The organism is Streptomyces sp. WZ-12, assembly GCF_028898845.1.
Lineage (GTDB): Bacteria > Actinomycetota > Actinomycetes > Streptomycetales > Streptomycetaceae > Streptomyces.
The window spans coordinates 5,125,510-5,149,288 of sequence record NZ_CP118574.1; the positions used below are offsets into that span (position 1 = coordinate 5,125,510).

The 23,779-nt window shown below is 72.9% G+C and carries 23 protein-coding genes; 17 read left to right on the plus strand and 6 right to left on the minus strand.

All coding sequences use genetic code 11. From position 1 onward, the window contains the following. The first annotated feature begins 36 nt into the window (after positions 1-36). The 5 genes from PV796_RS22270 (at position 37) to PV796_RS22290 (ending at position 5,183) form a co-directional block, all read left to right on the plus strand. A complete protein-coding gene (locus PV796_RS22270) occupies positions 37-1,476 on the plus strand; it encodes an NAD(P)H-hydrate dehydratase (protein WP_274915095.1) in 1,440 nt (479 codons plus the stop codon). Positions 1,477-1,664: 188 nt separating this feature from the next. Beyond that, positions 1,665-2,864, plus strand: a complete 1,200-nt coding sequence (gene alr / locus PV796_RS22275; RefSeq protein ID WP_274915096.1) for an alanine racemase — start codon at positions 1,665-1,667, stop codon at positions 2,862-2,864. Further along, positions 2,861-4,168 carry an alpha/beta fold hydrolase gene (locus PV796_RS22280; RefSeq protein WP_274915098.1) on the plus strand — a complete coding sequence of 436 codons (1,308 nt, stop codon included), beginning with the start codon at positions 2,861-2,863 and terminating at the stop codon, positions 4,166-4,168. Before alr ends, PV796_RS22280 begins: the two co-directional genes overlap by 4 nt. 57 nt (positions 4,169-4,225) lie before the next feature. Continuing rightward, on the plus strand, positions 4,226-4,762 hold the full coding sequence (gene tsaE / locus PV796_RS22285) for a tRNA (adenosine(37)-N6)-threonylcarbamoyltransferase complex ATPase subunit type 1 TsaE (RefSeq protein WP_274915099.1): 537 nt from the start codon (positions 4,226-4,228) through the stop codon (positions 4,760-4,762). 178 nt (positions 4,763-4,940) lie between these two features. Beyond that, positions 4,941-5,183 (plus strand): hypothetical protein, encoded by a 243-nt coding sequence (locus PV796_RS22290; RefSeq protein WP_274915100.1) that lies wholly within the window; start codon positions 4,941-4,943, stop codon positions 5,181-5,183. Between the two features lie 73 nt (positions 5,184-5,256). On the opposite strand, the gene PV796_RS22295 is transcribed toward PV796_RS22290, so the two are convergent. After that, positions 5,257-5,835 carry a hypothetical protein gene (locus tag PV796_RS22295; protein WP_274915102.1) on the minus strand — a complete coding sequence of 193 codons (579 nt, stop codon included), beginning with the start codon at positions 5,833-5,835 and terminating at the stop codon, positions 5,257-5,259. A 120-nt stretch (positions 5,836-5,955) separates the two neighbouring features. Here PV796_RS22295 and tsaB point away from each other — a divergent pair, with 120 nt between their 5' ends. The 4 genes from tsaB (at position 5,956) to PV796_RS22315 (ending at position 8,800) form a co-directional block, all read left to right on the plus strand. Then, complete coding sequence (tsaB, locus tag PV796_RS22300) at positions 5,956-6,615, plus strand: tRNA (adenosine(37)-N6)-threonylcarbamoyltransferase complex dimerization subunit type 1 TsaB (protein WP_274915103.1); 660 nt, start codon at positions 5,956-5,958, stop codon at positions 6,613-6,615. Between the two features lie 50 nt (positions 6,616-6,665). Then, positions 6,666-7,193, plus strand: a complete 528-nt coding sequence (locus PV796_RS22305) for a GNAT family N-acetyltransferase (RefSeq protein WP_274919178.1) — start codon at positions 6,666-6,668, stop codon at positions 7,191-7,193. 2 nt (positions 7,194-7,195) lie between these two features. Beyond that, the gene (gene tsaD, locus PV796_RS22310) at positions 7,196-8,335 is read left to right on the plus strand and encodes a tRNA (adenosine(37)-N6)-threonylcarbamoyltransferase complex transferase subunit TsaD (RefSeq protein WP_274915104.1); all 1,140 of its coding nucleotides are present in this window, start codon (positions 7,196-7,198) and stop codon (positions 8,333-8,335) included. Positions 8,336-8,452: 117 nt separating this feature from the next. Then, positions 8,453-8,800, plus strand: coding sequence for a hypothetical protein (locus PV796_RS22315; protein WP_376566815.1), 348 nt, complete (start codon positions 8,453-8,455; stop codon positions 8,798-8,800). Positions 8,801-8,816: 16 nt separating this feature from the next. On the opposite strand, the gene PV796_RS22320 is transcribed toward PV796_RS22315, so the two are convergent. Next, positions 8,817-10,004 (minus strand): class I SAM-dependent methyltransferase, encoded by a 1,188-nt coding sequence (locus PV796_RS22320; RefSeq protein WP_274915106.1) that lies wholly within the window; start codon positions 10,002-10,004, stop codon positions 8,817-8,819. Positions 10,005-10,081: 77 nt separating this feature from the next. Continuing rightward, positions 10,082-11,515, minus strand: coding sequence for an FtsW/RodA/SpoVE family cell cycle protein (locus PV796_RS22325; RefSeq protein WP_274919179.1), 1,434 nt, complete (start codon positions 11,513-11,515; stop codon positions 10,082-10,084). 409 nt (positions 11,516-11,924) lie between these two features. On the opposite strand from PV796_RS22325, the gene groES reads away from it, so the two are divergent. Beyond that, on the plus strand, positions 11,925-12,233 hold the full coding sequence (groES, locus tag PV796_RS22330) for a co-chaperone GroES (RefSeq protein WP_016571324.1): 309 nt from the start codon (positions 11,925-11,927) through the stop codon (positions 12,231-12,233). 134 nt (positions 12,234-12,367) lie between these two features. Next, a complete protein-coding gene (groL, locus tag PV796_RS22335) occupies positions 12,368-13,993 on the plus strand; it encodes a chaperonin GroEL (protein ID WP_274915107.1) in 1,626 nt (541 codons plus the stop codon). Between the two features lie 536 nt (positions 13,994-14,529). Here the strand turns inward: groL and PV796_RS22340 are convergent. Further along, the gene (locus PV796_RS22340; RefSeq protein WP_274915108.1) at positions 14,530-15,543 is read right to left on the minus strand and encodes a hydroxyacid dehydrogenase; all 1,014 of its coding nucleotides are present in this window, start codon (positions 15,541-15,543) and stop codon (positions 14,530-14,532) included. Positions 15,544-16,087: 544 nt separating this feature from the next. On the opposite strand from PV796_RS22340, the gene PV796_RS22345 reads away from it, so the two are divergent. Continuing rightward, positions 16,088-16,861 carry an SDR family NAD(P)-dependent oxidoreductase gene (locus PV796_RS22345; RefSeq protein WP_274915109.1) on the plus strand — a complete coding sequence of 258 codons (774 nt, stop codon included), beginning with the start codon at positions 16,088-16,090 and terminating at the stop codon, positions 16,859-16,861. 88 nt (positions 16,862-16,949) lie between these two features. On the opposite strand, the gene PV796_RS22350 is transcribed toward PV796_RS22345, so the two are convergent. Then, positions 16,950-17,621, minus strand: a complete 672-nt coding sequence (locus PV796_RS22350) for an MOSC domain-containing protein (protein ID WP_274915110.1) — start codon at positions 17,619-17,621, stop codon at positions 16,950-16,952. A gap of 78 nt (positions 17,622-17,699) precedes the next feature. On the opposite strand from PV796_RS22350, the gene PV796_RS22355 reads away from it, so the two are divergent. Continuing rightward, a complete protein-coding gene (locus PV796_RS22355; protein ID WP_274915112.1) occupies positions 17,700-18,611 on the plus strand; it encodes a LysR family transcriptional regulator in 912 nt (303 codons plus the stop codon). 90 nt (positions 18,612-18,701) lie between these two features. Here the strand turns inward: PV796_RS22355 and PV796_RS22360 are convergent, their stop codons facing one another. Continuing rightward, positions 18,702-19,034, minus strand: a complete 333-nt coding sequence (locus PV796_RS22360) for a WhiB family transcriptional regulator (protein WP_016571318.1) — start codon at positions 19,032-19,034, stop codon at positions 18,702-18,704. Positions 19,035-19,417: 383 nt separating this feature from the next. On the opposite strand from PV796_RS22360, the gene PV796_RS22365 reads away from it, so the two are divergent. From PV796_RS22365 to PV796_RS22380, 4 genes are all read left to right on the plus strand, one after another. Then, on the plus strand, positions 19,418-20,029 hold the full coding sequence (locus tag PV796_RS22365; RefSeq protein ID WP_003948568.1) for a response regulator transcription factor: 612 nt from the start codon (positions 19,418-19,420) through the stop codon (positions 20,027-20,029). Positions 20,030-20,308: 279 nt separating this feature from the next. Further along, the gene (locus PV796_RS22370) at positions 20,309-20,884 is read left to right on the plus strand and encodes a sigma-70 family RNA polymerase sigma factor (RefSeq protein WP_274915114.1); all 576 of its coding nucleotides are present in this window, start codon (positions 20,309-20,311) and stop codon (positions 20,882-20,884) included. Between the two features lie 170 nt (positions 20,885-21,054). Next, on the plus strand, positions 21,055-22,557 hold the full coding sequence (gene guaB, locus PV796_RS22375) for an IMP dehydrogenase (protein ID WP_274915115.1): 1,503 nt from the start codon (positions 21,055-21,057) through the stop codon (positions 22,555-22,557). Between the two features lie 90 nt (positions 22,558-22,647). Then, positions 22,648-23,763 carry a GuaB3 family IMP dehydrogenase-related protein gene (locus PV796_RS22380; protein ID WP_039635462.1) on the plus strand — a complete coding sequence of 372 codons (1,116 nt, stop codon included), beginning with the start codon at positions 22,648-22,650 and terminating at the stop codon, positions 23,761-23,763. The last annotated feature ends 16 nt before the right edge of the window (positions 23,764-23,779 follow it).

Here is a 23,779-nt window from a genome sequence, read left to right on the forward strand (position 1 = left end):
CGCCGCCCGGCCACACCCCGGTGTGACACTGGCCGCATGAGGACTGCCTACAGCGTGGAGACCGTGCGGGCCGCCGAGCAGGAGCTGATGGCCCGCTTGCCCGACGGGGCCCTGATGCAGCGGGCGGCGGCCGGACTGGCCGTCGCCTGCGCCGAGTTGCTGGGCCGGGTCTACGGCTCCCGGGTGGTGCTCCTGGTGGGCAGCGGCGACAACGGCGGGGACGCGCTGTACGCCGGCGCCCGGTTGGCGCGGCGCGGCGCCGGCGTGAGCGCGGTGCTGCTCGCGCCCGAACGCGCCCACGCCGGCGGCCTGGCCGCCCTCCGCGCCGCCGGCGGCCGGATCGCCACCGACCCGCTCCGGGCCGTCGAACGCGCCGACTTGGTGCTCGACGGCATCGTCGGCATCGGCGGCCGCGGCGGGCTGCGCCCGGAGGCCGCCCGGCTGGCCCGCGCCGCGTGGGACCACGCGACCGTGGTGGCCGTCGACCTGCCGAGCGGGGTGGACGCCGACACCGGTGAGGTGCACGGGGACGCCGTGTGGGCCGACGTCACCGTCACGTTCGGCGCGTACAAGCCGGGCCTGCTGATCGACCCGGCGCGCGAACGGGCCGGCGCGCTGCGGCTGGTGGACATCGGGCTCACCCCGCCGGAGAGCGCCGAGGTGACGGCGCTTCAGCACGCGGACGTCGCGGAGCTGCTGCCGCGCCCGGCCGCCGAGAGCGACAAGTACCGGCGGGGCGTGGTCGGGGTGGTCGCCGGGTCGGCGCGCTATCCGGGGGCCGCGGTGCTCGCGGTGGCGGGCGCGCTGCGGGGCGGTGCCGGGGCGGTGCGGTACGTCGGGCCGGCGACGGACGCGGTGTTGGCGCGGTTCCCGGAGACGCTGGTGCACGCCGGCCCGCCGGGGAAGGCCGGCCGGGTCCAGTCCTGGGTGGTCGGCCCGGGCCTCGGCGACGAGCCGGGGGCGCTGGACGACGTCCTGGCTGTCCTGGACGCGGACGTCCCGGTGCTCGTCGACGCGGACGGGCTGCGCTTCCTGACGCCCGATCGGCTCCGGCGGAGGGCGGCCGGGACGCTGCTGACGCCGCACGCGGGGGAGGCGGCGGCGCTGCTGGCGCGCGGTCGCGAGGAGGTCGAGGCGGCGCGGCTGGGCTCCGTACGGGAGGTGGCGGCGCGGTACGGGGCGACGGTGCTGCTGAAGGGCTCGACGACGCTGGTGGCGGACCCGGCGCCGGGCGTCCCGGTGCGGGTCAACCCCACCGGGACGGGCTGGCTCGCCACGGCCGGCAGCGGCGACGTCCTCTCCGGCCTCACCGGGGCCCTCCTCGCCGCGGGCCTCGCCCCGCGCGATGCGGGCTCGGTGGGCGCCTACCTCCACGGCCTCGCCGGCCGCCTCGCGGCCGGCCCGCACGGCCAGCCGATCGCGGCGTCGGAGGTCGCGGGGGCGTTGGGGGAGGCTTGGGCCAACGTCTGTTCCTGACCTCTCCTGACTTCCCGAGGAGGCGGCGGCGCACCAGGCAGCGGACCGCGCCCGGCCCGAGGAAAGGCGGACAGGCCCAGCGGAATCCCCCAAAGCGTCGCGCCTTCGATGGGGGAAGGCCCACAAACGTGGGACGGCTGTGGCGTCACCCGGCCCCTGGGGCCGGGTCGCCTGCGACACTGAGGGGGATGAACGAGACAGCTAAGCGCGCCCGTGCCGCCATCGACCTCGCCGCCGTGCGGTCGAACGTCCGTGCACTGCGGGACCGCGCCCCCGGGGCAGAGCTGATGGCCGTCGTGAAGTCCGACGGCTACGGGCACGGCGCGGTCCGCTGTGCCCGTGCGGCCCGTGAGGCCGGCGCGGGCTGGGTGGGCGTGGCGCTGCCCGAGGAGGCGTTCGCGCTGCGGGAGGCCGGCGACCGCGGCCGGTTGATGTGCTGGCTGTGGACGCCGGGCGGGCCCTGGGGCCGGGCGATCGAGCAGGACGTGGACGTCTCGGTGAGCGGGATGTGGGCGCTGCGCGAGGTCGCGGAGGCGGCGCGGCGCTGCGGGCGCACCGCGCGCGTGCAGTTGAAGATCGACACCGGCCTGGGCCGCAACGGCTGTCCGCCCGCGGACTGGACGGAGCTGACCGCCGCCGCCCGCGCCGCCGAGGCCGAGGGGGCGCTCACCGTCACCGGCGTCTGGTCGCACTTCGCCTGCGCCGACGAGCCCGGACACCCGTCGATCGCCGCCCAGTTGACCGAGTTCCACCGGGCGCTGGCGGTCGCCGAGGCGGCCGGGCTGCGCCCGGAGGTGCGGCACATCTCCAACACCCCCGCGCTGCTCACCCTCCCCGAGGCCCACTTCGACCTCGTCCGCAGCGGGATCGGGATCTATGGCGTCTCGCCCAGCCCGGAGGTCGGTGTTCCGGAGGACTTCGGGCTGCGGCAGGTGATGACGCTGGAGGCGTCGCTGGCGTCGGTGAAGCGGGTGCCGGGTGGGCACGGGGTGTCGTACGGGCACCACTACACGACGCCGGGGGAGACCACCCTGGCGCTGGTGCCCCTGGGGTACGCCGACGGCATTCCGCGGCATGCCTCGGGGACGGGGCCGGTGCTGGTCGCCGGGAAGTGGCGGACGATCGCGGGGCGGGTCGCGATGGACCAGTTCGTGGTCGACCTGGGCGGGGACCGGGCCGAGGTCGGCGAGCAGGCGGTGCTGTTCGGGCCCGGGGACCGCGGCGAGCCGAGCGCGGAGGACTGGGCGCGGGCGGCCGGGACGATCGGGTACGAGATCGTCACCCGGATCGGGAAGCGGGTGCCGCGCGTCTATGTGGACAGCGAGGTCCCCACGCAGGTCGGGGACCGGCGGGAAGGTGACACGGCGCTGACGGGGGGCATGGCATGACCGAGGGGACCGAGGCCGCGGCGCAGGCCGTCGAGACGGCCGCGGAGGCGGCGGGCAACTGGGCCAAGGCAGGCCGTCAGGCGGGCCTCGCGGGCCTGGCGATCGGCGTGGTCGCGGCGGGCGCGGCGGCCGGGGTGGCCATGGAGCGGCTGACGGTCGGTCGGGGGATGCGCCGGCGGGCCCGGCTGGCGTTGGACGCGGTCGGCCCGTACGGGACGTTGCGCGGCACCCCGGGCACGGCGGTCGCCGAGGACGGGACCGCGCTGTACTACGAGGTCGACGAGGTCGCGGATGGCCCGGCCCCGAGGCCGTCCCGGGGTGGCAGGGCGGCCGTGAACGGTGCGCCGGGCGCCCGCGCGGGCAAGGAGGTCCGGGCGGTCCAGGAGGCCCGGAGCGGGCTGCACAAGCGGCTCGCGGCGGCCCTGGGGCGACGTTCGCCGGCGCCCACGGTCGTCTTCAGTCACGGCTACTGCCTCAGCCAGGACTCCTGGCACTTCCAACGGGCCGTGCTGCGCGGCGCGGTCCGCACCGTCCACTGGGACCAGCGCAGCCACGGCCGCTCGGCGCGCGGCCACGGGCAGATCGACGGCACCGAGCCGGTCACCATCGACCTGCTGGGCCGGGACCTGAAGGCGGTGTTGGACGCCGCGGTGCCCGAGGGGCCGATCGTGCTGGTCGGGCACTCCATGGGCGGGATGACGGTGATGGCGCTGGCCGACCAGTTCCCCGAGTACGTCGCGGAGCGGGTGGTCGGCGTGGCGCTGATCGGGACGTCGGCGGGCCGGCTGAGCGAGGTCGGGTTCGGGCTGCCGTCGATGGGTTCGAAGGCGTTCCACTGGCTGGCGCCCGGGGTGCTGCGGGCGCTGGGGCGGCAGAGCGAGATCGTCGAGCGCGGGCGGCGGGCCACCGCGGATCTGTTCGCGGGGCTGATCAAGCGGTATTCGTTCGGCGGTCCGGACGTGGACCCGGCGATCGCGCGGTTCGGGGAGCGGCTGATCGAGGCGACGCCGATCGATGTGGTCGCCGAGTTCTTCCCGGCGTTCGCGGTGCACGACAAGACCGAGGCGCTGGTGGCGTACGACGCGGTGCCCGCGCTGGTGCTGGCTGGTGAGGAGGACCTGATCACCCCGGCCGAGCACAGCCGGACCATCGCCGAGGTGCTGCCCGACGCCGAGCTGGTGTGCGTGCCGGACGCCGGGCACCTGGTGATGCTGGAGCGGCCCGAGCTGGTCAACGACCACCTGGTGGCCCTGGTGGAGCGGGCGGGCGCGGCGGCCCGCAGGTCACGCTCGGCGCGGGCCTAGGGCGCCGCCGGCCCGGACGCGGGACCCCCGCCCCGTCCGGGCCGTACCATTTGCGGCATGAGCACCACTGCCGCTACTGCCCGCGTAACCGTCAAGTCCCCCGAGCAGATGCAGGAGTTGGGCCGCCGGTTGGCGCCGCTGCTGCGCCCCGGCGATCTGGTGCTGCTCACCGGCGAGCTGGGCGCGGGGAAGACGACGCTCACCCGCGGCCTGGGCGAGGCCCTGGGCGTGCGGGGTGCCGTGACCTCGCCGACCTTCGTCATCGCCCGGGTGCACCCGTCGCTCACCGGTGGCCCGGCGCTGGTGCACGTCGACGCGTACCGGCTCGGCGGTGGCCTGGACGAGATGGAGGACCTGGACCTCGACGTCTCGTTGCCGGAGTCGGTGGTGGTCGTCGAGTGGGGCGACGGCAAGGTCGAGGAGCTGTCGGAGGACCGGCTGCACGTCGTCATCGGGCGGGCCGTGGGCGCTGACGCTCCCGGTGGGCTGGTGGGGCACCCGGAGGAGGACGTGGACGACGTCCGCGAGGTGACGGTCACCGGGATCGGCGCGCGCTGGGCGGACGCCGGCCTTCCCGAGCTGGAGACCTGCTGACGGGCGGGCCCGAAGGGCGTTTGATCGGGCCAGCCGGCCCGGTAGTTTCCGACAAGCCGTCGGCAAGATGTTGCGCGGCGGGTGCCGGGCATGGTCACATGGGTGTGAGAGCCCTGGTTAGGTGTGCCTAAGTAGAGCCTGACCCCAGTCGCTTGCCCCAGGAGCCCGGGAGGCGTCCATGTCCCCCCACCAGTCCGCCCCCACCCCGGCGGCCGGGCGCGCCGAGCAGGAGGCGCGCCGCGCGGCGCCGACGATGAACGAACTGCTCGCGGCCTGCGCCGCGGCCACCGCCGTCTCCACGCCGCCGGACGTCGCGGAGGGGCCGCGCGCAGAAAAGGAAAAAGCGGGCGAACGGCACGATGTGGGGGAAAGCGCTGGGCAGGCGTCCGCCCCGTCTACTCCGGGGCGCGACGCCGCGTAGTCCGTAGGGGCGAAGCGAGCGGGGCCCGCAAGGCGGCCGGCCGCGTCGGCGGACGCGGCCCCTGAGCGAGCGGCTAGGGAACGACGACGACCCGCACGCCGCGCAGCGCGAAGTCCCACAGCGCCGCGCCGTCCTCGCGCGACTCCCGGATGCCGCCGGTCTTCTTCGCGTTCGGGCCGGTCGGCGCGGGCGTCGAGCCGTCGACCGCCGCGCTGAAGCCGATGACCACGCCGTTCACGGCCGCGAACCGCACCACGTGCTCGATCGCCACCCCGTCCGAGCCGGTCACGCTCACCGACCGCGAGGTGACCGGGTACGTCCCCGGCGTCGGGCTCACCGCGCTCGGCGCGACCGCGAACGTCCGCTGCGCGGTGCCGTCCGCGCCGACCAGCCAGACCCGCTTGGCGCCCAGCGCGTAGACCACGCGCTTGCCGGTGCCGGACTGCTCCGGAACGGGCGCCGGGGCCGGCGGCTTGTCCTTCTTGTCGTGCTGGTCGGTGGCGGCCGGCTGGTGGGCGGCGGCCTTCGCGTCGCCCCGTACCGGAGCGAGCGGGCCGGACGCGGCGGCGGACGCCTGGTAGCCGAGCAGGCCGATCACGACCAGGGCGGCCGCGGTGAGACCGGTGACGATCGTGCTGCTCTTAGCGGGCACCGCGGTGCCACCTTTCCGTACGCTCCCGCCCGCGAACGGGCAGGCTGTGGGCTTGGGCTGACTGGGGACCGACGGTAGCACCGGAACGGGCACCGCCCGCCGCGCCGTAGTCTTTAAGGCGTGCTGCTGCTAGCTCTTGACACCGCCACCCCCGCCGTCACCGTCGCGCTCCACGACGGCTCCCGCACCCTCGCCGCCGCCGGCGAAGTGGACGCACGCCGGCACGGCGAACTGCTGTTGCCGACCGTCGACCGGGTGCTGGCCGAGGCCGGGCACAAGCTGGCCGAGGTCACCGACATCGTCGTCGGCGTGGGCCCCGGCCCGTACACCGGGCTGCGGGTGGGGCTGGTGACCGCCACCACCTTCGGGGCGGCGCTGGACGTGCCCGTTCACGGCCTGTGCTCGCTGGACGGCATCGCCCACGCCTCGGGCCTGACCGAGCCGTTCGTCGTGGCCACCGACGCCCGCCGCAAGGAGGTCTACTGGGCCCGCTTCGCGGACGCCCGGACCCGGCTGACCGAGCCCGCCGTCGACCGCCCCGCCGACATCGCCGAGCAGGTCGCCGGCGTCCCGGCCGTCGGCGCCGGCGCGCTGCTCTACGACACCGTCTTCACCGGCGTCCACCGGGACGGCCCCGCGCACCAGTCCGCCGCCGCGCTCGCCGAACTGGCCGCCGCCAAGCTGGCCGCCGGCGAGGAGCTGCTGCCGCCGCGCCCGCTGTACCTGCGCCGCCCCGACGCCCAGGTGCCCGCCAACTACAAGGTGGTCACCCCGAAGTGAGCGGTCCCGCGGACGCGACCGTGACCGCATCCCCCGCCACCCTGCGGGAGATGCGGTGGTGGGACCTGGCCGGCGTACTGGAGCTGGAGCGCGACCTGTTCCCCGAGGACGCCTGGTCACCGGGGATGTTCTGGTCCGAACTCGCCCACGCCCGCGGCCCGTTGGCCACCCGCCGCTATCTCGTCGCCGAAGTGGAGGCGCCGCCGCGCAGCGGCATCGTTGAGGGGCGGTTGCCGGGCGACGGGCGGGCGGGCCGGATCGTCGGCTACGGCGGTCTGGCCGCGATCGACGGCACCGGCGACGTCCAGACCATCGCCACCGCCCGCGACCAGTGGGGCACCGGACTCGGCGGCCGGCTGCTGGCCGCGCTGCTGGGCGCCGCCACCGCCTTCGAGTGCCACGAGGTGCTGCTGGAGGTGCGGGTCGACAACGCCCGCGCCCAGCGCCTCTACGAGCGCTTCGGCTTCGAGCCGATCGGCTTCCGCCGCGGCTACTACCAACCCGGCAACGTCGACGCACTGGTGATGCGCCGCCCCTCCCAGACCTCCTCCGAAGCACCCTCCGTACAAGGAACGTGAACATGGCTGACTCCCGCGGCGGACCGCTCGTCCTCGGCATCGAGACCTCCTGCGACGAGACCGGCGTCGGCATCGTCCGCGGTCACACCCTGCTCGCCGACGCGGTCGCCTCCAGCGTCGACGAGCACGCCCGCTTCGGCGGGGTGGTGCCCGAGGTGGCCTCCCGCGCGCACCTGGAGGCGATGGTTCCCACCATCCAGCGCGCCCTGAAGGAGGCCGGGGTGGCCCCCTCCGACCTGGACGGCATCGCGGTCACCGCGGGCCCCGGCCTGGCCGGCGCGCTGCTGGTGGGCGTCTCGGCCGCCAAGGCGTACGCCTACGCGCTGGGCAAGCCGCTCTACGGCGTCAACCACCTCGCCTCGCACATCTGCGTCGACCAGCTGGAGCACGGCCCGCTGCCGGAGCCGACGATGGCGCTGCTGGTCAGCGGCGGCCACTCCTCGCTGCTGCTGGCCCCGGACATCACCTCCGACGTCCGCCCGCTCGGCTCGACCATCGACGACGCGGCCGGCGAGGCGTTCGACAAGGTGGCGCGGGTGCTCCACCTCGGCTTCCCCGGCGGCCCGGTCATCGACCGCTACGCGCGCGAGGGCGACCCGGAGGCGATCCGCTTCCCGCGCGGGCTGACCGGCCCCCGCGACCCGCGCTACGACTTCTCCTTCTCCGGCCTGAAGACCGCGGTGGCCCGCTGGATCGAGGCCAAGCGGGCGGCCGGGGAGGAGGTCCCGGTGGCGGACGTCTCGGCGTCGTTCCAGGAGGCGGTCGTCGACGTGCTGACCCGTAAGGCCGTGCGGGCCTGCAAGGACAACGGCGTGGACCACCTGATGATCGGCGGCGGGGTGGCGGCCAACTCCCGCCTGCGGGCGATGGCCGAGCGCCGCTGCGAGGACGCCGGCATCCGACTGCGGGTGCCGCGGCCCAAGTTGTGCACCGACAACGGGGCGATGGTCGCGGCCCTGGGCGCCGAGATGGTGGCCCGCAACCGCCCGGCCTCCGCCTGGGAGCTCTCCGCGGACTCCTCGCTGCCGGTCACCGAGACCCACGTCCCGGCCCCGGACGGCCACGACCACGGTCACAGCCACGGGCACGCCCATGACCACGACCACTTCCACGAGTTGAGCAAGGACAACCTGTACTCGTAGGCGTCCGGCGCCCGTTGGGCCCCGGCGCGGCCCGTATCCTGGTGGCCGGGCGCGGGGGAAGCGCCCGGGTCACGCACGGGGAAGCGGGGGCGCGCGGTGAACTGGTGGTATCTCTTCATGCTGGCCGGACCGGCGGTCTACGCCGCGGGCGCGGCCCGCAACACGGTCCGCACGGCGCTGAAGACCCGGCACCAGCGGAAGTTGGCCCTCATCGAGGCCCGGCGCGAGGACCGCCTGGCCCTGGAGGCCGCGGACCAGCCGCCCGTCCCGGTGTGCGGCTGCGAGCACCACCTCGCCAAGCACGACAAGCAGGGCCGCTGCCACGAGACGGTCGAGTCCGCCGTCGCCTGGGACGCCGAGAAGAAGCCCGTCCGCTACGAGGCCCGGCAGTGCAGCTGCCAGCAGTACGTGGGCCCGCAGCCGCTCTCCCGGGTCTACGCCGAGGAGTTGACCGACCTGGTCTGAGCGGGCCGCCGGTCGGTCAGGCGCCCTCGGCCGCCGGGTGCCCCAGCAGCATCGTGGGCGCCCCGGCGACGCGGGTGAGGAAGACCGTGCAGGAGTGCGGCCCGGCCAACTTGAGCTTCCGGCGCAGCTCCTCGGGCTCCACCGCGGACCCGCGCTTCTTGATCACCGCGACGCCCACCCCGCGCTCCCGCAGCAGCGCCTTGAGCTTCTTGACGTTGAACGGCAGCACGTCGGTGACCGCGTAGGCGGTCGCGTACGGCGTCGGCACCAGGTGGTCCGCGGTCACGTAGGCGATCGTCGGGTCGATCAGCCGGCCGCCGACCTGCTCGGCGACGTCCGCGACCAGGTGGGCGCGGATGACCGCGCCGTCCGGCTCGTAGAGCCAGCCGCCGACCGTCCCCGGCGCGGGATCAGGCAGACCAGCGCCGACCAGGGAGTCCCCGGCGGGCAGCAGGGTGGCGCGGCGGGCGCCGCCCCGGCCGGTGCCGAACCACAGGACGGCCTCCTTCACGTCCCCCGCGTCGGAGATCCACTCCGTCTCGGCGTCCTCGGGCAGCGCCTCGTGCGGCACCCCGGGCGCGATCTTCAACGCCGCGAACGGCGCCGTGCGGGCCGCCCCGACCGCCCAGGACAGCGGCGGCGAGTACGCCTCCGGGTCGAAGACACGGCCGCCGCGGGCCTTGGTGCGCCGCGCCGGGTCCACGAACACCGCGTCGTACCCGGCGGTGTCGACCTCCGTGACGTCCGCGCACCGCACCTCGATCCGGTCCGCCAGCCCCAGCGCCTCGGCGTTGGCCCGGGCCGCCGCGCAGGCCAGCGGGTCGCGGTCCACGGCCAGCACCCGGACCCCGGCCCGGGCCAGCGCCAGCGCGTCGCCGCCGATCCCGCAGCACAGGTCCGCCAGGGTCCGCACGCCCAGCGCGCTGAGCCGGGCGGCGCGGTGGGCGGCCACCGGGGCGCGGGTGGACTGCTCGACCCCGTTGGGCGTGAAGTACATCAGCGCGGCGTCCGCGCCGAACTTCGCGGCCGCCCGCTGCCGCAGCCGGGCCTGCCCGAGCGCGGCGGAGACCAGCGGGGCGGGGTGGTCGCGGCGGAGCCGGGTGGCGGTGGCCAGCTCGTCCGCCGGGTCGTAGTCCCGCAGCGCGGCCAGGAGTTGCTGCCCCTCGGGGGCGAGCAGTGCGGAGAAGGTGTCGAGGTCGGTCATCGGCACCATTGTGGGCCACGCGCCCGCGTCGGCCCGCGGATGGTCCGCGGGCCGGCACGGGGGCGGTCCTGGCGTCGTCAGGCCCCGGATTCGTTCCCGGTGATCCGCGGCACCCGTTGGGTGGCGTCCGCGTCCGGCCGCTCCGGGGCCGGACGGACCGGCTCCCGGCGCCGCTGGGCGCTGTCGCTGACCCGTAGCAGCAACGCCACCATCACCCAGTTCGCGACCAGTGACGAACCGCCCTTGGCGAGGAACGGCAGGGCCTTACCGGTCAGCGGGATCAGCCCGGTGACGCCGCCGGTGACGACGAAGACCTGGAGCAGCAGCGCACCGGCGAGGCCGACGGCCAGCAGCTTGCCGAACGGGTCGCGGGCGGTCAGGCCCACCCGCAGGCCGCGCTGGGCCAGCAGCCCGTAGAGCAGCAGCACGGCCATCACCCCGGCCAGGCCCAGCTCCTCGCCGACGGTGGTGAGGATGAAGTCGCTGTTGCCGGCGAAGCCGATCAGCTCGGGGTGGCCCTGGCCCAGCCCGGTGCCGCCGATGCCGCCGCTGCCGAAGCTGAACAGTGCCTGGGCGGCCTGGTCGGAGATCAGGCCCGGCGGTCGCTTGTTCTCCGGCAGGAAGATGTCCATCGGGTGCAGCCAGGCCATCACACGGCCCTTGACGTGCGGCTCGGTCGAGCCGACGACGGCGGCGCCGACCACGGCCATCAGCAGACCGCAGACCACCCAACTGGTGCGCTCGGTGGCCATGTAGAGCATGATCACGAAGACGCCGAAGAAGATCAGCGAGGTGCCCAGGTCGCGCTCGAAGACCAGCACCAGCAGGCTGATCACCCAGATCGTGAAAATCGGCCCGAGCTGCCGGCCCGGCGGCAACTGCATGCCCATCACCCGGCGCCCGGACAGCGCCAACGCATCGCGGTTCACGGTGAGATAGCCCGCGAAGAACACCACGATCATGATCTTCACGAACTCGCCGGGCTGCATCGACAGCGGCCCGACCATGATCCAGCGCTTGGCGCCGAACTGGTCAGCGCCGAAGAACGCCGGCGCCATCAACAGCACCAGCGCGACGGCCATCGTCAGATAGATGTAGCGCTGCAGGAACCGGTGATCGCGCAGCACCATCAGGATCACGATGCAGACCGCGACCCCGATCACTGTCCACACCAGTTGCCCGGTCGCCGCCTGCGCGATCTTCAGCCGGGGTTTCTCCGCGTAGGTGATGTCCAGCCGGTGCAGCAGCACCAGCCCGATCCCGGTCAGCATGGTCGCCAACGGCAGGATCAGCGGATCGGCGCGCGGCGCGAACCGGCGGACGACCAGGTGCGGCACCAGCGCGATGAAGAACATGCTCACCGCGAAGCCGGCCAGCCCGCCGGGGAGCTGCCCCTTCATGGACAACTCGGTGTAGGCGTAGCCGAAGACGGTGATGAGCACCACAAAGCCCAGCAGCCAGGCCTCAGTCCGCCGACGGTTCGGGGCCTGGGCCAGCGCGGCGAACGTCATGGTGCGTTCGGCGTCGCTCTCCGGTCCCCCGGAATCCCGGGGAGCGCTGGTCAGTCCACGCACGGTTCCTCCGCCATCGATGGGTCAGGGCCGCAGGGCGGCCGGGTCGCGGCCCGGTGTCAGCGGTCCCGGGGACAAGACGGGGCAGCCACGGGCCTGGTTGCGGCCGAGCGGGAAGGTGTGTCCGACTCCACGCCCGGCCGACCGGCAGCAGACACGGTACGCGTCTCCGCCGCGCTGGCACTCCGCTTGACCGAGTGCTAACGGCGTCATAGTCTCAGTGTTGGCACTCCCCGACGGAGAGTGCCAACACAGCGACGGGCAGGTCCGGCACCCGCGACGACGGATCCACCTGGTCGCCACCTCAGACAGTTAACCCCGTGAGATCTCCGAAGGGGGAGGTCGGATCGTGACGACCGCCAGCTCCAAGGTTGCCATCAAGCCGCTTGAGGACCGCATTGTGGTCCAGCCGCTCGACGCCGAGCAGACCACGGCCTCGGGCCTGGTCATTCCGGACACCGCGAAGGAGAAGCCCCAGGAGGGCGTCGTCCTGGCCATCGGTCCGGGTCGCTTCGAGGACGGTAAGCGCGTCGAGCTCGACGTCAAGGTCGGCGACGTCGTTCTCTACAGCAAGTACGGCGGCACCGAGGTGAAGTACAGCGGCGAGGAGTACCTCGTCCTCTCGGCGCGCGACGTGCTCGCGATCGTCGAGAAGTAAGTCACCCGGAATTGCCCTGATCTGCGCCCCTGGTTCCCGCGTTCTCACCGACCGGGGCAGGGGCGCAGTTCGTTTTCGCGAGAGCGGTCACGGCGGCGAGGCCGACGATCGCAACGAGAGGACTTGAAGCACCCATGGCGAAGATCCTGAAGTTCGACGAGGACGCCCGTCGCGCCCTTGAGCGCGGCGTGAACAAGCTGGCCGACACGGTCAAGGTCACCATCGGCCCCAAGGGCCGCAACGTCGTGATCGACAAGAAGTTCGGCGCCCCGACCATCACCAACGACGGCGTCACCATCGCCCGCGAGGTCGAGGTCGAGGACGCGTACGAGAACCTCGGCGCCCAGCTCGTCAAGGAGGTGGCGACCAAGACCAACGACATCGCGGGTGACGGCACCACCACCGCCACCGTGCTGGCCCAGGCTCTGGTCCGCGAGGGTCTGCGCAACGTCGCCGCGGGTGCCTCTCCCGCCGCCCTGAAGAAGGGCATCGACGCCGCCGTCAAGGCCGTCTCCGACGACCTGCTGGCGACCGCCCGCCCGATCGACGACAAGTCCGACATCGCCGCCGTGGCCGCGCTGTCCGCCCAGGACGCCCAGGTCGGCGAGCTCATCGCCGAGGCGATGGACAAGGTCGGCAAGGACGGCGTGATCACCGTCGAGGAGTCCAACACCTTCGGCCTGGAGCTGGACTTCACCGAGGGCATGGCCTTCGACAAGGGCTACCTCTCGCCGTACATGGTCACCGACCAGGAGCGCATGGAGGCCGTCCTCGACGACCCCTACATCCTGATCCACCAGGGCAAGATCTCCTCCATCCAGGACCTGCTGCCGCTGCTGGAGAAGATCATCCAGGCCGGCGCCTCCAAGCCGCTGCTGATCATCGCCGAGGACGTCGAGGGCGAGGCCCTCTCCACCCTCGTCGTCAACAAGATCCGCGGCACCTTCAACGCGGTGGCCGTCAAGGCCCCCGGCTTCGGCGACCGCCGCAAGGCGATGCTCGGCGACATGGCCACCCTCACCGGCGGCACCGTCGTCGCCGAAGAGGTCGGCCTCAAGCTCGACCAGGTCGGCCTGGACGTGCTCGGCACCGCCCGCCGCGTGACCATCACCAAGGACGACACCACCATCGTCGACGGCGGCGGCAACAGCGCGGACGTCCAGGGCCGCGTCGCCCAGATCAAGGCCGAGATCGAGGCCACCGACTCCGACTGGGACCGCGAGAAGCTCCAGGAGCGCCTCGCCAAGCTGGCCGGCGGCGTCTGCGTGATCCGCGTCGGTGCGGCCACCGAGGTCGAGCTCAAGGAGAAGAAGCACCGCCTGGAGGACGCCATCTCCGCGACCCGCGCCGCGGTCGAGGAGGGCATCGTCTCCGGTGGTGGCTCCGCCCTCGTCCACGCCGTCAAGGTCCTGGACGGCAACCTCGGCAAGGACGGCGACGAGGCCACCGGTGTCGCCGTGGTCCGCCGCGCCGCCGTCGAGCCGCTGCGCTGGATCGCCGAGAACGCCGGCCTTGAGGGCTACGTGATCACCTCCAAGGTGGCCGAGCTCGACAAGGGCAACGGCTTCAACGCCGCCACCGGCGAGTACGGCGACCTGGTCAAGGCCGGCGTCATCGACCCGGTCAAGGTCACCCGCTCCGCCCTGGAGAACGCCGCCTCCATCGCCTCCCTGCTGCTCACGACCGAGACCCTGGTCGTCGAGAAGAAGGAAGAGGAAGAGGCCCCGGCCGCCGGCCACGGTCACGGCCACGCGCACTAACACCCCGCGCACACCCGCCGGCCACGCCCGCGCCGGCACCCGAGGCCCGGCCCCCACTCACCGGGGGGCCGGGCCTCGCCCGTTGGCGCGCTGCCCGCGCGCGGCCAACGGTTCACCTGCTGACGGCCTGCCTGTCTGCCTGCCTGTCTGCCGACTCGCACCTCACCGATGACACCGAGGGCCTGTTGTTCTCGGGCCCTGTCCTGTCCGGGGCCCACCCGGGCCCTGCCAGGGCCTTGTCAGGTTCCCGTCGGGTCCTCGTCGGGCTCTCGTCCGGGTCTCGCATCAGGTTCTCGTCCAGGACTTTCGCCGGCTTCTCGCCCGGCCAAGTTGCCGTCGGATTCAGGCCCTTGCCATCAGGGCCTGGCCAACAGGTCCTTGCCGTCAGGACCTGACCGGGGGCGTCCTGTCGGCTTTGGGTGTCTTATCGGGCTTGCGGTATCTCGCGGAATCTCGCGATGACTCATCATGGCTCGCAACGGTTCACAGCAACTTGTGATGGTTCACAGCAATTTGTGACGGATCGCGACGGCTCGTCAGGCCGAATGGTTCAGCTCCTCCCGATGCACCGGGGTCGCGAACGGCAGTCCTTTCCCGTACCGCTCCAGCTCGTCCAGGGCGTGGTCGGCCATCCGGTGCAGCTCGGTGCCCAGCGAACCGGCGATGTGCGGGGTGAGCAGCACGTTCGGCAACGCGTACAACGGCGAGTCGGCGGGCGGCAGTTCGGGCTCGGTGACGTCCAGCACCGCGGCGATCCGCTCGCTGGAGACCTCCGCCACCAGCGCGGCCTCGTCGATCAGCGAGCCGCGCGAGGTGTTGATCAGCGTCGCCCCGTTGGGCATCAGGGCCAGCTCGCGCGCGCCGATCAGGTGCCGGGTCGCGGGCACCTCCGGGGCGTGCACGCTCACCACATCGCTCCCCGCGCACAACTCCGCCAACGGAACGCGGCGCACGCCCAACAACCCCGCCTCCTCGTCGTCCACGTACGGGTCGAACAACAACACCCGCAGCGCGAACGGGCGTAGCAATTCGATGACCCGGCGGCCTATGCGGGAGGCGCCGACGATGCCGACGGTGTGGCCGTGGTTGCCGGCGCCGTCCAGCTCGCGCAGCCAGTCGTGGGGCCGGCCGCGCAGGGCGCGGTAGCGGTGGGCGGTGTGCAACACGCGCTTGTTCGCGAACAGGATGGCGGCGAGGGTGTACTCGGCCACCGGCAACGCGTTGACGGCCGCGGCCGAGCTGACCGCGATGCCCCGCTCCCAACAGGCCGCCGTCACAAGCTGCTTGACGGAACCTGCCGCGTGCACGACCGCCCGCAGCCGGGGCGCCGCGGCTAGCACCTCGGCGGTGAGTGGCGGGGCGCCCCAGCAGGTCAGCAACACCTCGGCCTCGGCGAGGGCGGCGGCCACCTCGGGGTCCGGCGCGGCCAACTCGCGCGCGACAAGCCGGCAATCCGCCCTGGCCAGCCCCTCCAGTCGGGTCCGCTGCGCCTCCCCGAGCAGCCTCTCCGCGACCCCCGGCCCCATGGCCAAAAGCACGTCAGGACGCATCTCGCGACTCCTCTCTCGCCCCGCCGTGCCGGGCGCGGTCCGCTGCCTTGTGCGCCGCCGCCTCCTCTTATCCGGCAACGAACGCGAGGCCGTGGGGAGTTCCACGTTCCGTTACGGATTGTAATCGGTGGGTGAGGGGTGGGGGGAGGGCTGGGGATGACGGGGCGGGCCGTGGGTGGTCAGCGGTGCGGGCACTGGGTCAGCCGTCGGGCCGGCCGGGGTGGTCGGGCGCGCGCTGCGCCAGGGGACGCGACCGCGTGGCCGCCCCCCCCCGGCCGAGACGGCGGGAAAGTCGCCCACGGCAGGGGGGCTGAGTGGCAGCCCCTCAGCCCCCCGCCCGCCGAAGATTGGGCGAGGCCACCCCAGCCACAAAACCGGGGCAGCTAACAGCGCGCCGCCACGGCCGCCACGAACCACCCCACCCCACCCCACCCCACCCCCCGCCCCCCACCCCGCCCACCACCAACCCACCGGCCCCGGCGGAAGGGGAACGCCACGGTGGCCGCGAGCGTGGGAAGTCCGTCAGCCCCGCTACCGTTCCGGTATGACGACTGCACTGATCACAGGAGCAACAGCCGGCATCGGCGCCGCATTCGCCCGCCGTCTCGCGAGTGACGGGCACAGCGTGGTGCTGGTGGCGCGCGACGAGAAGCGGCTGCGGGAACAGGCCACCGAACTGCACGACCGGCATGGGATCGAGGCGGAGGTGCTGAGCGCCGACCTCGCGACCGAGGACGGCATCGCCGCCGTCGAGGCCCGTTTGGCGGACCCGAAGCACCCGGTGGACCTGCTGGTCAACAACGCGGGGTTCGGCAACAAGGGCGAGTACCTCGAAGTCCCGATGGCCGACGAGTTGACGATGTTGAAGGTGCACTGTGAAGCGGTGCTGCGGCTGACCACCGCGGCCGCGCGCGGGATGCGCGAGCGGCGCCGCGGCGCCGTGGTCAACGTGGCGTCGGTCGCGGCGTTCGTCCCGCGCGGCACGTACGGCGCGAGCAAGGCGTGGGTCGTGCAGTTCACCCAGGGCGCGGCGCGCGACCTGGCCGGCAGCGGGGTGCGCCTGATGGCGCTGTGCCCGGGCTTCGTGCGGACCGAGTTCCACCAACGGGCCGGCATGGGGACGGACAACATTCCGGGCTGGCTGTGGCTCGACGCGGACCGGCTCGTGGACGCGGCCATGAAGGACCTGGCGCGCGGCAAGTCGCTCTCCATCCCGGACCCGCGCTACAAGGCCCTGATGGGCGCGGTGAAGCTGGCCCCGCGCGGCGTCCTCGGCGGCCTCACCTCCCGTACGGGGCGGAAGTACGGCCCGAAGTAGGGGAGTTGGGCCTCCCGGGAGGGGACTCGGAGGGTGCTCCTCAGGGGCGACCCGTCAGGCGGCGGGTCGCCCCTGAGGTGTCGCAGCGTCAGTTCGTCGCCAGCGCCGCGTACTTGGTCGCCGAGGCCCGTGCCTCCTGGTGGAGGGGCGCGCCCGCTTCCAGGAGGCGGGGGAGGAGGTCGCGTTGCGTGGTGAGGGCGCGGAACATCAGCGCGACGGTGATGTCGTGGTCGGGTCGGTGCTCGACGCGTACGGGGTCGCCGGCGCGGATCTCGCCGGCTTCCAGGACGCGCAGGTACGCGCCGGGCACGGCGGCCTGGGTGAACCGCTTGATCCAGCCGCGTTCGTCCAGCCAGCCCTGGAACGTCCGGCAGGGGATGCGCGGTGAGGTGATCTCCAGGAGCACCTCGGGGCCGATCCGCCAGCGTTCGCCGATGCGGGCGCCGGTGATGTCGACGCCGGTGGTGGTGAGGTTCTCGCCGAACGCCCCGTTGGCCAGTTCGCGGTCCAGTTCGCGCTGCCAGTCGTCGAGGTCCTCGCGGGCGTAGGCGTAGACGGCCTGGTCGTCGCCGCCGTGGTGGCGGCGGTCGACCACCGCGTCGCCCGCGAGGCCGCTGCCGCCGACGCCCTTGGGGCCGGGGGCGGCCACCGCGACGGGCCCGTCCAGGGGGCGCTTGTCGATGCCCGTTCCACCCTCGGCTTTGGTGTGCGCGGACGGGGTGGCCCGCCCGATGTTCACGGTCAGCAGCTTCGCGTTCATGGCCGCACGGTAGGACATCAAGCTAAAGCCGGCATTCCGTTTTTCGCGGAGTATCCAAGGCGGACTTATGCTTGAGGGGTGATCGAAGCTCGTCATCTGCGGGTGCTGCGCGCCGTCGCCCAGACCGGTTCCTTCTCCGCCGCCGCGCGGGAGCTGGGCTGCACCCAGCCCGCGGTCAGTCAGCAGATGAAGGCCCTGGAGCAGTCCGCCGGGACGCCGCTACTGGTGCGGACCGGGCGGGAAATGCGGCTGACGCAGGCCGGCCGGGCGTTGGTGCGGCACGCGGCCGGCATCCTGGCGGGGCTGACCGCGGCCGAGGAGGAGGTCGCGGCCATCGCGGGGCTGCGGGCGGGGCGGGTGCGGCTGGTGTCGTTCCCGTCGGGCAGTTCGACGCTGGTGCCGACGGCGTTGGCCAGGATGCGGGCCGCGCACCCGGGGGTCCGGGTGTCGTTGGACGAGGCCGAACCGCCGCGCTCGATCGAGCTGTTGCGCAACGGGGACTGCGAGATCGCGCTGGCCTTCCGGTATCCGGAGGTGCGCGGCGCGGACCCGTCCGCCTGTGCGGAGTGGGAGGACCTGGTGGTCCGGCCGGTCCTGTCGGACCGGTTGGTCGGGCTGGTGCCGGACGGCCACCGACTGGCGCGGGCCGGCGCCGCCCGCTTCGCGGACCTGGCCGACGAGCCGTGGATCGCGGGCTGTCCGCGCTGCCGGACGCATCTGGTCGAGGTCTGTGAGGGGGCCGGGTTCACGCCGCGGATCGACTTCGCCACCGATGACTATCCGGCGGTGATCGGGCTGGTCGGGGCGGGTCTCGGGGTCGCGGCGCTGCCCGAGCTGACGCTGGAGTCGGTGCGCCCCAAGGGGGCGACGGCGGTGCGGATGGAGCCGGCCGTGCACCGCGAGATCGTCGCGCTGACGCTGCCGGATCTGGCGCATGTGCCCGCGGTCGGGGCGATGCTGGACCAGCTCGCCCAGGCGCCGGGGCGCTGACGGCCGCGGGCTCCGGAGGGGCGGGGTCCCGCGGTGCGCGGTCGTGAGTTACGCAGGAACGTTTCTTCGCTGACTGCTACGGGGCGACGGTCAGGCGCCCGGCATGCTCGCGTGGCCGGGCAGTGAGCTCGCCGGGACCATCCGGTGGCGGGCCCGGCCCATGAGCTCCTCGCGCTCGTCCTCGGTGAGGCCGCCCCAGACTCCGTAGGGCTCGCGGACGGCCAGTGCATGCGCCGCGCACTGGGCCCGCACGGGGCAGCGCATGCAGACCTCCTTCGCCGACGCCTCCCGCGCGCTGCGGGCCGCTCCTCGCTCGCCCTCGGGGTGGAAGAAGAGCGAGCTGTCCACGCCACGGCAGGCGGCCAGCAACTGCCAGTCCCAGAGGTCTGCGTTCGGGCCCGGGAGGCGGGAGAAATCTGCCATTGCTTGTCCCCTCGAAAGCGATGCGTATCGGGCTCGGTGCTCACGACGGTACATCTACTGTCTAAGTAGATGTAAATATGACTCATTGCGAATCTAGTCGCAGTCAGCGTGAAAATGGAAGAAACAGAGCCAAATAGGGCATAGGGTGCACGCGCGGATGCCGGCAGCTCAGTGAGTCGTCTGCGTATCCGGCTCCTCACGGAGCGTGCTGAACTCGGTCGCCGAAGCCGTAACTCTTTCGAGTGACCGTCGTTGAGTGTGCGGAGGCGGTTGGCAGAGGTAGCCCTCGGGCAGGTGTCCGAGGGGTTCGTCGATCGCCCAGGTGACGATACGTACCAAGCCTGGAGGCTCAAGGTGACGCGCATCAGCTGCGGAGGGCGGTCATGACATCCGTCCTCGTCTGTGACGACTCCCCGCTTGCCCGAGAGGCGCTCCGACGGGCGGTTGCGACCGTACCCGGCGTCGAGCGCGTGACCACTGCGGCCAATGGCGAGGAGGTTCTCCGCCGCTGGGGGGCCGATCGCTCGGACCTGATCCTGATGGACGTGCGGATGCCCGGCCTCGGCGGTGTCGAGACCGTGCGCCGACTGCTGTCCGCCGATCCCGGCGCCCGGATCATCATGCTGACCGTGGCCGAGGATCTGGACGGGGTGGCGCTGGCGGTCGCCGCCGGTGCCCGCGGTTATCTCCACAAGGACGCCTCGCGCGCGGAGCTGCGCGCGACGGTGACCCAGGCGCTGGCCGATCCGACGTGGCGGCTCGCCCCGCGCCGGCTGCGGTCCGCCGAGATGGGGGCCGCGCCGACCCTCACGGCCCGGGAGATCCAGGTGTTGGAGGGCATGAGTCACGGCCGCTCCAACGCCGAGATCGGCCGTGAGCTGTTCCTGTCCGAGGACACCGTCAAGACGCACGCGCGGCGCCTGTTCAAGAAACTGGGTGCGTCCGACCGGGCGCACGCGGTGGCGCTCGGCTTCCGCTGGGGTCTGGTCCGCTGAACCGTCGTGACGTGCAGAGATGCGGGGGAATGAAGATCCCCGCCCGCCCTGTGGCGGGCGGGGCGGCATGGCTTCCCGCACTCCGCCCGGTGCCACGGCGGCCCGATTACCCGCGCGGTGCCGCATCCTTGAGGCATGGAGTTCCTCGGGGACGGGTCGGTCGGGCACGAGGGGAGGGCGCACGAGATGACTGCCGGCGCACCTGCCGCGCATAACGCTTCAGTGCACAAGCGTGGACCTGATGCCGCGGATCGCGTGGCGTCAAGGCACCATGGTCCGATGCGCGATGACGGGAAGCAGGAGATCGGCGCTCTCGTCGCACGCGCCGTCGAAGGAGACCGGCAGGCCACCCATGACCTGCTGGCCCACGTGCATCCACTCGCCCTGCGCTACTGCCGCACCCGGCTCTCCCGGCTGCCCGGCGACGCCCGGCACTTCGTCGAGGACCTGGCGCAGGAGGTCTGTGTCGCGGTGCTGTGCGCACTGCCCCGCTACCGCGACACCGGGAAGCCCTTCGAGGCGTTCGTCTTCGCCATCGCCGGTCACAAGGTCGCCGATCTGCAGCGGGCCGCGATGCGGCACCCGGGCAGCACGGCGGTGCCGTCGGACGAGATGCCCGAGCAGCCGGACGATTCGCTGGGCCCCGAGGAGCGGGCGCTGCTGAGCAGCGACGCCGAGTGGGCCAAGAAGCTGTTGGCCAATCTGCCCGAGCACCAGCGGGAGCTGGTGCTGTTGCGGGTGGCGGTGGGGCTGACGGCGGAGGAGACCGGGCAGATGCTGGGGATGTCGCCGGGCGCGGTGCGGGTCGCCCAACACCGGGCGCTGAGCAGGCTGCGGGCGCTGGCCGAGCAGTAGGCCGCGGTGGGCGCGGGGCCGTATTTCCTGGTGGGCGTTGCCGTCGCGCGGCGGGAAGTCGCCGTAGGAACGTACGGGTGATGAGCCCCTCATTGCTCGTGGGTTAGGACACTCCACAAGGCCGTTAGCATGGGAGTCCGCGCTGAGGCAAGAGCATTGGGGAAGGTGTCATGAGTGACAACGTCGAGGGTATGCCCGCCAAATTCGCCATGCTCGGGCTGACGTACGACGATGTGCTGCTGCTGCCCGGTGCCTCGGAGGTGCTGCCGAACGCCGTGGACACCGCGTCCCGCGTCTCGCGGAACGTCCGGGTGAACATCCCGCTGCTCTCGGCCGCCATGGACAAGGTCACCGAGGCGCGGATGGCGATCGCCATGGCGCGGCAGGGTGGCGCGGGCGTGCTGCACCGCAACCTGTCGATCGAGGACCAGGCCAACCAGGTCGACCTGGTCAAGCGCTCCGAGTCCGGCATGGTCACCGACCCGATCACGGTCCGGCCGGACGCGCCGCTGACGGAGGCGGACGCGCTCTGCGCGAAGTTCCGGATCAGCGGGGTGCCGGTCACCGACGCCGCGGGCAAGCTGCTGGGCATCGTGACCAACCGCGACATGGCCTTCGAGATGGACCGCAGCCGTCAGGTCCGCGAGGTCATGACGCCGATGCCGCTGGTCACCGGCAAGGTCGGCATCTCCGGCGAGGACGCCATCGAGCTGCTGCGCCGCCACAAGATCGAGAAGCTGCCGCTGGTCGACGACGCGGGCGTGCTCAAGGGCCTGATCACGGTCAAGGACTTCGTGAAGGCGGAGAAGTACCCGAACGCGGCCAAGGACGCCGAGGGCCGGCTGATCGTCGGCGCCGCGGTGGGCGTCGGCGACGCGGCGTACGACCGGGCGCAGGCGCTGGTCGAGGCGGGCGCGGACTTCCTGGTCATCGACAGTGCGCACGGTCACAGCCGGGGCATCCTCGACATGATCGCCAAGGTCAAGTCCAACATCAACGTCGATGTCGTCGGCGGCAACGTCGCCACCCGCGACGGCGCCCAGGCGCTGATCGACGCGGGTGTGGACGGCGTGAAGGTCGGCGTCGGCCCCGGTTCGATCTGCACCACGCGGGTGGTCGCCGGCATCGGCGTCCCGCAGGTCACCGCGATCTACGAGGCCGCGAAGGCGTGCCACTCGGCGGACGTGCCGCTGATCGGCGACGGCGGTCTGCAGTTCTCCGGCGACATCGCGAAGGCGATCGCGGCGGGCGCGGACACCGTGATGCTGGGCTCGCTGCTGGCCGGCTGCGAGGAGTCGCCGGGCGAGATGGTCTTCGTCAACGGCAAGCAGTTCAAGTCGTACCGGGGCATGGGCTCGCTGGGCGCGATGCAGTCCCGCGGTCAGGCGCGGTCGTTCTCGAAGGACCGCTACTTCCAGGACAACGTGCTGTCCGAGGACAAGTTGGTGCCGGAGGGCATCGAGGGCCAGGTGCCCTACCGCGGTCCGCTGTCGTCGGTCGCGCACCAGCTCGTCGGCGGTCTGCGGGCCTCCATGGGCTACGTGGGCTCCGCGGACATCCCCGAGCTCAAGGAGAAGGGCCAGTTCGTGCGGATCACCGCGGCGGGCCTGAAGGAGAGCCACCCGCACGACGTCCAGATGGTCACCGAGGCCCCGAACTACGCGCGGAGCTGAACGGCTCTCCGTAAGGGAGTAGCGGCCGGATGCGCCCCCAGTCTTCCCCGTCGGGGATACTGGGGGCGTATCCGTAGGAAGGCAGAACCAGTGACTGAGATCGAGATCGGGCGCGGCAAGCGCGGCCGCCGGGCATACGCGTTCGACGACATCGCCGTGGTACCCAGTCGGCGCACCCGCGACCCGAAGGAGGTCTCGATCGCCTGGCAGATCGATGCCTACCGCTTCGAGCTGCCGTTCCTGGCGGCTCCAATGGACTCGGTGGTCTCGCCGCAGACCGCGATCCGCATCGGTGAGCTGGGCGGCCTCGGCGTGCTCAACCTCGAAGGGCTGTGGACCCGTTACGAGGACCCCGAGCCGCTGCTGGCGGAGATCGCGGAGCTGGACGGCGCCACCGCCACCAAGCGGCTCCAGGAGATCTACGCCGCGCCGATCAAGGAGGAGCTGATCGGGCAGCGGATCAAGGAGGTGCGCGAGGCCGGTGTGGTCACCGCCGCGGCGCTCTCCCCGCAGCGCACCGCGCAGTTCTCCAAGGCGGTCGTGGACGCGGGCGTGGACATCTTCGTGATCCGCGGGACGACGGTCTCCGCCGAGCACGTCTCCAGCGCCGCCGAGCCGCTGAACCTCAAGCAGTTCATCTACGAGCTGGACGTGCCGGTGATCGTCGGCGGTTGCGCGACGTACACCGCGGCGCTGCACCTGATGCGGACCGGCGCGGCGGGCGTGCTGGTCGGCTTCGGCGGCGGGGCCGCGCACACGACGCGGAACGTGCTGGGCATCCAGGTGCCGATGGCGACCGCGGTGGCCGACGTCGCGGCGGCCCGCCGGGACTACATGGACGAGTCCGGCGGCCGGTACGTGCACGTGATCGCCGACGGTGGCGTGGGCTACTCCGGCGACCTGCCGAAGGCGATCGCCTGTGGCGCGGACGCGGTGATGATGGGCTCGCCGCTGGCGCGGGCGACGGACGCGCCGGGCCGCGGCCACCACTGGGGCATGGAGGCGGTCCACGAGGACGTGCCGCGCGGCAAGCGGGTCGACCTCGGTGCGGTCGGCACGACGGAGGAGATCCTGTGCGGGCCGTCGACGACGCCGGACGGGACGATGAACTTCTTCGGGGCGTTGCGGCGGGCGATGGCGACGACGGGGTACTCGGAGCTCAAGGAGTTCCAGCGGGTTGAGGTGACCGTCGCTCCGCGGCGGTAGTCGCCCCACGATTTCG